This is a genomic window from Prevotella sp. oral taxon 306 str. F0472, assembly GCF_000257925.1.
In the GTDB taxonomy this organism is placed as follows: Bacteria; Bacteroidota; Bacteroidia; order Bacteroidales; family Bacteroidaceae; genus Prevotella; species Prevotella vespertina.
Genome location: NZ_AJIN01000012.1, coordinates 1 through 6,587 on the forward strand (window position 1 = coordinate 1; position 6,587 = coordinate 6,587).

Here is a 6,587-nt window from a genome sequence, read left to right on the forward strand (position 1 = left end):
AACTTGTAGCTATCCAAGGAACGTTCCACGGCATAGATAATCACATCGACCTTGTTGTCCGCAAATTCCTTAGCTATAAGGTTTCCCTTGCGCACAGCCCGTCCATTGCGCTGCTCCAAGTCCGAAGGTCGCCAGGGCGTGTCCAAATGATGGACCGCCACGGCACGTTGCTGGGCATTCACACCAGTACCCAACATAGAAGTAGAGCCGAAAATAATACGGATATCTCCACGGTTCATCGCATCTACCATCGCCTTCTTAGCTTTCTCGTTCTTGCACTCCTGAATGAAGCGTATTTTGTAGGACGGGATATGATAGTCTTCTACCAGCTTACGCTTGATTTCCGAATAGACATTGAAGTCTCCACCGGGCTTGTAAGTACCCAAGTCTGAGAAAACAAACTGCGTTCCTTTCTGTGCATCGTACTTCTGATAATAGTCATTGAGTATCTTGGCACAGTGACTTGCCTTGTTGTCGATATGATCTGAGTAAGCATTTTCATCTATCATGCGTAAATCAAGGCTCATCTTGCGGGCATAATCAGTCATTAAGAATTAAGGGAAATAGGGGGAAACGCAAGGAATGTAACTATTTGAAATAATATCATTTAGCATTTTCTTACTATTTTGAGGGTAAGCAAGAACGAGCATCAAACGGCAGGAGTTCCGTTACCAAATCGTAACCCATCAGGGAAAAAGCAAAAAGGGGTTACGAATTGAAGGTAAACAACTGTGTCATAGGTTTTTATTCTTCATCTTTCATTTTTCTGCATCGCTCAGGAATACTTGTTCATCTGTACCTTTGCAAGCAAAGGAAATTTAGAAAAAACGACAGAAAAATGAAAGAAAACAAACTCAAAGTATCGTTCTTCGTTCAGGCGAAACGAACCGACAAGAAAGGACTTGTGCCTGTCATTGGGCGAATCTCCGTTGGCAGAACCCATTCGGGCTTCTCCACCAAGTGTAAGACTCCGCTCGCTCTTTGGGACAGCCGTAAGCAACGGCTCATCGGTAAGAGTAGCATGGCTGTGTCCGTCAATCAGAAACTCGGTGAATGCACCGCACTCATCCACGCACGCTTTCATGAACTCTGTGAAAGAGAAGAATCTTTTACCGCCACAGACGTGAGGGATGCCTATCAGGGGCAAATCCACTGTCAAGCCTTGCTCTTGGAGAGTTTCGGGGAGTATCTCACACAGACAAAGGAGCGCATAGGCATTGATAGAGCTTTAAAGACGTTCAAACTCCGTACCTACCAACTCTCCCTGCTTCGTGAGTATGTGCAGAAGAAGCACAAGGTAAGCGACATTCCCCTTTCACAGTTGGACAAAGCCTTTATCGAGGGCTTCGAGTATTATCTCACTATTGACCGCAAACTGAAACGCAGCAGCATATCGAGTACCGTGTCTACTTTGCAGATCATCGTCCGCATGGCGGTGAAGAAAGGTGTGCTGGACTTCTATCCGTTCTTGGGCTACAGTTACGAGCGACCAAAAGGCGAACCGAGAAGCATTACGCAGGAAGAACTTGAGCGCATCATCGAGTTGAAGATTGAATGGGAGAACTATCGTATTGTCCGTGATTTGTTCGTCTTCTCCTGCTTTTCAGGGCTTGCCATCTCCGATGTCCGCAATCTGAGAGAGGAAAACATTGTCTTGGAAGAAGGCGAACTCTGCATCAAGGGCAGACGAATGAAGACCAAGACCCCGTATCGTGTACAAGTACTTCCCCCTGCTTGGGCGATAATGGAGCGGTACAGGGGAAAGCGTGCAGGTTTTGTTTTTGACGTGCCGACTACCGACATTATCCTCAATGGCATGCACCACATACAACGAAACATCGGCATGGAAAACCCGCTGACCTTTCATATGGCTCGACACACCTTTGCTTCACTTATCACACTCTCTGCAGGTGTACCTATTGAAACGGTAAGCCGTATGCTCGGACACACCAACCTGAGAACAACACAGGTATATGCAGCGGTTTCTTCCGAAAGAATCCATCGGGATATGCAGATAGTGCAGCAGCGCATACAAGATACATTCACCTTAAAACTTTGACCTCATGACACGTAGTACATTCAAGACACTCTTTTATATTAATCGCTCCAAAGAGAAAAAGAACGGCAAATGCCCGATTATGGGACGCATCACCATAGACGGAGAACAAGTACAGTATAGCACGGGAAAGGAAATCGCTCCCGAACTTTGGGATAGCCATAAGGGGCGATGCAAGGGAACAGGCGAAGAAACAAAAGAAATCAACCGCTATTTACAAAGTAAAGAGGAACAAGCCAAAGCGAAGTATCAAGAATTAGTTTGGCAACGTGGCTATATCACCGCCGAGCTCCTCAAACGTGAACTTTTGGAAGAGGACAAGTCTAAAGGTTTTCTTTTGGAGGAAGCACGACTTTTCATAGAGGAAAAGCGTCCTTGTGTGGGAATAACGGTAGCCAAGCCGACCTTTGCCAACTACATCTATGCCACACAACTCATTGAGGCTTATTTGCGTGAACGCTTGGGGCTGGAGGATATTCGCTACTCATCGCTTGACTATGGTTTTATCGAAGGGATGGACTTCTACCTTAAATCAGAGCGCAACCTTTCTCTTGCCACTATTCAGGTAGCAGTCATCTTCCTTAGAAAACTCATCGGCATAGGTCAGCAGAAGAAATACATCCGCGTCGACCCCTTTGTGGATTACAAGGCAGAACTGCCACACCGCACACGCAGGTATCTCACAACAGAGGAACTGCAACGGGTACTGCAAACTCCCATCATTGACAGGCAGTTCGAGCGAGCAAGACAATTCTTCCTTTTCTGTGCCTTCACTGGTTTGGCTCGTGTGGACATGCAACGGCTCAAACCGAAGCATATCATCCATAATGCAGACGGAACAGAGGAAATCCGCATCAAGCGGCAGAAAACAGACATGGAAGCCATCATTCCACTCCTGCCCATTGCCAAGCAAATCCTTTCACTCTATATCAAGGATAAGAAAGCGGACGACTTGATATTCCCCAATCTCACAATTAGGAAAGCATCTTTTGCGTGTGTGAACATCGGGCAGATATGCCGGATAGATAAGGGCTTGACCTTTCACATGGCTCGCCACACATTCTCAACCACAATTTGTCTTTCCAATGGTATTTCGATGGAAACGCTCAGCAAGATGCTCGGACACAGCAATATCGGTACGACACAGATTTATGGAAAGATAACCGACCATAAGATACAAGAGGATATGACTGCACTCACAGACAGGGAGCATACTGTATTTGAGGGTTATTGTGAGTCGATAGCACGGCAGAACGTTCCATTGCAATAAGCATAAAAAGGAAGTAATTACCAAACATTTATTATTCACGATTGAAAACCAAACGATTATGAAAGAGAACAACAAACAGGAACTTTCCTACTTTCGGTTGAAATTAAGAAGTTATATGAGTGAGCATCACCCCGAAAGATTGCACGACACGGAGTTTATCACCACACGAGCAGACATGGCTCTCACTGCTTTCTGCGATGCAGTGGCACAAGGTTTTTCGCACCTCGAAGCAGAGAGCATAGCAAGTGAGGTATTGTATCAAGGTTTGCACGTTTCCAAGTACGACACGCTTGTTTCTGTCTTGGAGAACGAGTTTGAGAGGGAACTGCCTGCACCACTCCCTGAGAAGCTTGCACCCATATTGTTGTCGAACAAGGCTGTTCAAGCCACATTCGACAAGTTCGGTTTGACGGACACATTTGCCGCAAGCGGACAATACGACCGTCTTTACACCGAACTCACAGGCACGATTGTGCTGCTCATCGAGAGCAATCATTTGCCAATAATCGGTCAGACGGAGGAAGCAAGCCCAAAGGCGTTGTAAGCAAAGGCACACGCAAAGTCCCTGATGCCGTTTCTTATCGTGCAAAGGTACAACGGCAGCCAATCTGCCCTGACAAGGTCAAGTCCTGCGGATGGAGAGAAGAATCTCCACCGCAGGATTTTTCTTTTCAAGTTGGTATTGCCATTTTCAATATTCGTGCGGTCGTATTCATCTCTCCCAACCTTGCAGGGCTGGGCTGCCGTAGAGAGTATAGGCACGACAAGAATACGGCATACTCAGGCTCTTTGGACGCAAGGCGTAACAACCAACAACAGATAGGACTGACGATAATACGGACTATCTGTTGTTTGTACAATTTGTTGTCATGACTATCTGTTGTCAAAACTATATATCGTCAAAATAATCTATCGATAAAACTATCTATCGATAGTTCTACATATCGATTTGTCGAACTATCGAACTGTCGAGAGAATAATTGCTATGTGATAAAAGGAAAGAACCGGCACCTCTTCTCATTACCGCAATCATACCATTCTTATACAGAACATAAGAGTTTTTCAGCGACAGCTCCAAATCTGATAGGGAAAACTACCAGCCTTTGCGCTTAAAGCTTATGAACTTTCTATGAAAAGCTTATAAGCAATCTACAAAAAGCTTATAAGTAATCTGACAAAAGCTTATAAGTAATTTATAAAAAGCTTATAAGCTTTTTGCTAAAAGCTTAAGAGCTTTTTGGCGAAAGCTTAGGAGTTTTTCAGACTGACAGACTAACTTCTCTTCTCTTCCTTCTATTTCCTTGCTTTTCTGCGTTGCTTTGTTCAATGTAGTTCTACGCTTACCTTTGCACACAACAATAGTGGCAACAGACTGTATATGAGTTTGTTTGCCGAGTAACAATAACGTAATCAAAACAAAAAGAATGCAATGAAACTCATTATTATCGACCGCAAAGCATGGGAGCGGCACTGCTCCGACTTTGCAGACTTTATTCATCGTATCGAACAACTCATCGGCAATCCGCCCAAGACCGAGCAATGGCTCGACAACGAAGCCGTATGCAAGCGTTTGGGCATCAGCAAGCGTACCCTGCAATCTTATCGGGATACAGGCAGAATACCCTTTTCCATCATTGGGCATAAATGTTATTACAAGGAGAGTGACATCACAAATTTACTGAACGCAAACAATGAATGAATTATGTCGGAGAATGAAATCATTACGCAGGAAGACCCTCAGATGCAGTTGTTTTCACAACTGATGGAAGGCACATTGAAGAAACTGGAGCGTTATTGCTTGGCGGCTCGCCCGATGCTGGGACAGATGGGACACCCGTATGCCCGATGTGAAAGACCAACTGCGTGCCATTGACCTATACAACAAATCGGGCGCAGTAAGCAAATCCGATTTTGTGCGCGCAAGATTATTGGGGGAGCAGTTCAAGGTGATAACGGTGGACAAGTCCGCCGTAGAATATTACCGCAAGCTCTCCGAAATCACTGCCGAAGTTCACAAAATTGGAGTGAACTATAATCAGGTGGTGCGCTTTCTCCACATTACCGAGAGGGAAACAACAATACAAATCCTATTGCAGGAACTTATCCGCTTAACAAAAGAACTCACCGCCTTGCAAGAGCAGACGGTGAATTTGACGATTGACTATCGCGAGAAAATTTAGAATAATCACTTTTTAAGAAACTTAATCATCTGTGTAATGCAACGCTTTTTCTGTTCCATATTGGGATGGACATAAAGATTGAGAGTTGTAGTGATGTTCGCATGCCCGAGCAACACGCTAACCGTCTTATAGTCACAGTTACTTTCGATGCAGCGTGTGGCGAAACTGTGGCGCAGCCCGTGATATTTCAGCCGAGGAATGTCCAAATGCTTCATTAACCGATGATAATAGTTTCGATAGGTTCGTGGCTCAGTAGGTTTTTCTTCGTTGGTCAGCACATAGAAATTAAGATTTACTACCTTTTTCAGTGGTTTCACCATAGCCAAGAGTTCTTTGTTCATTGGTATCTCACGGCAAGAGTTCTTGGTCTTTGGGCTGTTGATGACTAATTCTGTGTGCCTGCGCTCACCTTCTACGACGTAGATACGCTCAATGGTACGGTTTACGGTGATTATACCGCTGTCCGTATTGATGTCCGACCATTTCAAGCCGCATACCTCACCAATCCGCAAGCCTGTTGTTAGACTAATGTAGATGCCAAGGTTGCGAAATGTAAAGTTCTGCTTGATGAATTCGAGAATCTTTTTGTGATGTGTCACTGTCAGCACCTCCATTTCTTTATTGATTACTGTAGTTGGATATTTGATGTCCCATTCGCAATAGTTCATCCAACCGTTCTTTACTCCGAACTTCATCACCATTTTCAACACAATGAGAATGTCCTTCACCGTTTTAATGCTGAGACCAGCATTAAGTTTTTGTAGCACAAATTCTTGTACAAGTTTTTCACTAAGACTATCACAATCACCAAACGATGAAAGTATGTGATTTTCCAAAACTAACACATAAGCAGCGTATGTGGACTGCTTGACGTAGCGTTGCTTGTCTCTTTTCCAAGCCAACGAAATTTCTCTAATAGTTTTTGTTTTCATATTTAATCCTTAATATAGAAAAGGTACATAATAATTAGAGAAACGTATTAACTAATGTCCCAAATCTAAGATTCCCTGAGTTTGAGGGAGAGTGGGAGGAGTGCAAGTTGGGAGATGTTGCGATAGTAGTTGGTGGCGGCACTCCAGAT

Annotated in this window: 7 protein-coding genes and 1 pseudogene; 6 read left to right on the forward strand and 2 right to left on the reverse strand. The window is 44.4% G+C overall.

Features of this window, described 5'->3' with window-relative positions:
* Nucleotides 1-506, reverse strand: a 506-nt coding sequence (locus HMPREF9969_RS02085) for a helicase-related protein (protein WP_232212632.1), incomplete at its 3' end; no start/stop codon positions are given.
* Nucleotides 507-838: 332 nt separating this feature from the next.
* Here HMPREF9969_RS02085 and HMPREF9969_RS02090 point away from each other — a divergent pair.
* From HMPREF9969_RS02090 to HMPREF9969_RS02110, 6 genes and pseudogenes are all read left to right on the forward strand, one after another.
* Nucleotides 839-2,059 carry a site-specific integrase gene (locus HMPREF9969_RS02090; protein ID WP_009434237.1) on the forward strand — a complete coding sequence of 407 codons (1,221 nt, stop codon included), beginning with the start codon at nt 839-841 and terminating at the stop codon, nt 2,057-2,059.
* Nucleotides 2,060-2,063: 4 nt separating this feature from the next.
* Entirely contained in the window at nt 2,064-3,326 is a 1,263-nt protein-coding gene (locus tag HMPREF9969_RS02095; protein WP_009434238.1) for a site-specific integrase, read from the forward strand.
* A 58-nt stretch (nt 3,327-3,384) separates the two neighbouring features.
* Nucleotides 3,385-3,870, forward strand: a complete 486-nt coding sequence (locus HMPREF9969_RS02100; protein ID WP_009434240.1) for a DUF1896 domain-containing protein — start codon at nt 3,385-3,387, stop codon at nt 3,868-3,870.
* A gap of 885 nt (nt 3,871-4,755) precedes the next feature.
* The gene (locus tag HMPREF9969_RS12395; RefSeq protein ID WP_083835280.1) at nt 4,756-5,025 is read left to right on the forward strand and encodes a helix-turn-helix domain-containing protein; all 270 of its coding nucleotides are present in this window, start codon (nt 4,756-4,758) and stop codon (nt 5,023-5,025) included.
* Nucleotides 5,026-5,028: 3 nt separating this feature from the next.
* Nucleotides 5,029-5,145: pseudogene (locus HMPREF9969_RS12400) on the forward strand (DNA-binding protein); the annotation flags it as partial.
* Complete coding sequence (locus tag HMPREF9969_RS02110; protein ID WP_050899958.1) at nt 5,120-5,506, forward strand: hypothetical protein; 387 nt, start codon at nt 5,120-5,122, stop codon at nt 5,504-5,506. The pseudogene HMPREF9969_RS12400 and the gene HMPREF9969_RS02110, both read left to right, overlap by 26 nt.
* Nucleotides 5,507-5,511: 5 nt before the next feature.
* Here the strand turns inward: HMPREF9969_RS02110 and HMPREF9969_RS02115 are convergent, their stop codons facing one another.
* Nucleotides 5,512-6,438, reverse strand: a complete 927-nt coding sequence (locus tag HMPREF9969_RS02115; protein ID WP_009434241.1) for a tyrosine-type recombinase/integrase — start codon at nt 6,436-6,438, stop codon at nt 5,512-5,514.
* Nucleotides 6,439-6,587: the final 149 nt, after the last annotated feature.